This window comes from Longimicrobium sp. (assembly GCF_036554565.1).
Lineage (GTDB): Bacteria > Gemmatimonadota > Gemmatimonadetes > Longimicrobiales > Longimicrobiaceae > Longimicrobium.
Genome location: NZ_DATBNB010000424.1, coordinates 1 through 2,068 on the forward strand (window position 1 = coordinate 1; position 2,068 = coordinate 2,068).

Consider the following 2,068-nt stretch of genomic DNA (forward strand, 5'->3'; position numbering starts at 1 on the left):
CGCGACTCCACGGCGGAGTCGCCCGCCGCCGTCGCCGTGGCCGTCAGGTCGCCCGCGGCGGTGACCGCCGCCGCGACCGTCACCGCCGAGCCGCGGTAGCGAGCGCCCACCGAGACGCCGAGCCCCTCGTACTCGTAGTCGGTGCCCGTGGTCGCCTCGAAGAGTCCGCCATCAGGAAACGCGCGCGACACCGAGTCGCGCAGCGCGCCCGTGTACAGGTCCAGCCCCACGCCCACGTCCACCCGCGGCACCAGGATGTACGCCGCGCCCGCCCGGAACCGCGACAGGCCGCCGCGCGAAACGAAGCGGTCGCGCACGAAGCGGCGCTGGCCCGCGATGTCCAGCGAGTCCTCGATCACCGCCTCCCAGCTCTGGTCCAGCACCGCGGCGTACCCGATGGAGGCCACGAGGCGCGAGCCGAAGGGGAACGCCGCCTGGATGGCCGGAAAGCGCGCCGTGGTCACCCGGTCGGCTGAACCGTCGAGGGTGAAGGCGTCGGACTGCAGGGTCAGCGTTACGCCCGCCACGGGAAGCCCCGACAGCGCGGCCGGGTTCACCAGCGAGAAGTGCGGCCCCTGGAACCCCGCCGCGATGCCGCCCAGGGCGCGGCCGCGGGCGTCGATCGGCTCCAGCGGATAGCCCAGCGAGTACGCCGACAGCAGCGACTGCGCGCCGGCGGGGGCCGCGGCCAGCGCCGCCAGCAGCAGCGCGGAGCCCGGAATGCGAAGGCGGATCATGGCAGTCGGCGGCGGGCGGGAAGCGTGTAGACGATGCGCAGCAGCGGATCGCCCCGGAAAAAGCCCACGCCGAAGGTGGGCGGCCCCGGCCCGAACTCGCTCAGCAGCGCGAAGGTGGTGGGCAGCGTATCGGCCGAGAACACCGTCTGCAGCGCGAGGCGGGTCAGCGGGATCACCGCCAGCGTGTCGGTCTTGGGATTGTAGAACACCGGCTGGTCCAGCAGCCCGGCCGGGTCGCCCGGGGCGCAGCACCCCAGGGGCGCCCGGCGGCCCAGCTCCGGCTCGCTCACCCGCCGCAGGTGCAGGGGCAGCAGCCCCAGGGGACCGAACCCGTTGGGCACGTTCACCGGTTTCAACAGCAGTTCCACGGAGTTCAGCTGCACGTCGCGAAGCCCCACCTCGGCGCAGGCCTGCGGCGCCGCGCACCCGGGCACCCGCTGGTTCACGTCGATCTCCAGCAGGGTGCGGGCGCCCCGCACCCCGCCGGCCGCGACGATCCCCGCGGCGGGCTCCGGCTGCTCGGGCGTGTACACCGTCACCGCGTCGGTGCCGCTGGCGCTGATCACGAAGGTGGTGTCGGGGCGCGCGCTGTCGGGCCGCACGCGGGCGCGCAGCACGAAGCCGGTGATCCGCACCCTCGTTCCCGGCTCGGCACCCGTGATCACCACGCCCTTCGACGTGCTGTCGGCGAGCGCACGAACGTTGGCGACGGTGAGCGGGAACACGAGCGAATCGCCGGGCGATCCGGCCGTCCGGGTGGCCTGGCTCAGCAGCGCGCCGCGTGTGCCGCCCGGCTGGGTGAACGGCACCTCGACGCTGCCCGTGTCCGCCGCCAGCTGCCAGGTGGCGCTCCCCGGATCGTAGTCCTGGACGCCCTGGAACACCCGCAGCGTGAACGGCGTGGTGGAGGCCAGCGTGTCTACCCGTACTACGAGCTCGCCCCCCGTGAAGGTGAACAGGCTGTCGGTACGCGACACGCCGTCACGCAGGTACGTAACCTGGCGCGGAAAGGCCTGGAAGCGGCCCAGCGCGTGCGCGTAGAGGCCCGCGTAGTTCTCGGCGACCGTCAGGTACGTGGCCGCGTGCACGCTGGTGTAGCCGCTGTGCGAGCTGAGCACCCGGAAGAACTGCGACGCGGGCACCAGCACTTCGCGCGTCACGGGCTGGGCATCCGCGGGAAAGCCGCCCGGCAGCGTCGGCGTTTCGTCGGTGCAGGCGGCCGCGCCCGCGAGGAGCGCGGCGGCCAGGCCGAACAGGATAATACGGCGTTGCATCCGTCCAGAGGTCTTGCGTGTGGGTGCTTTCGCACCCGTAAAAGCGCGGCGGCCGAG

General features: G+C 73.3%; 2 protein-coding genes. Both read right to left on the bottom strand.

What is annotated here, in order from left to right; translation table 11 throughout:
- Window positions 1-737: hypothetical protein (locus tag VIB55_RS11545; RefSeq protein ID WP_331876814.1), on the bottom strand; the 737-nt coding region annotated here is incomplete at its 3' end.
- A complete protein-coding gene (locus tag VIB55_RS11550; RefSeq protein WP_331876815.1) occupies window positions 734-2,011 on the bottom strand; it encodes a hypothetical protein in 1,278 nt (425 codons plus the stop codon). The genes VIB55_RS11545 and VIB55_RS11550, both read right to left, overlap by 4 nt.
- Window positions 2,012-2,068 lie beyond the last annotated feature (57 nt).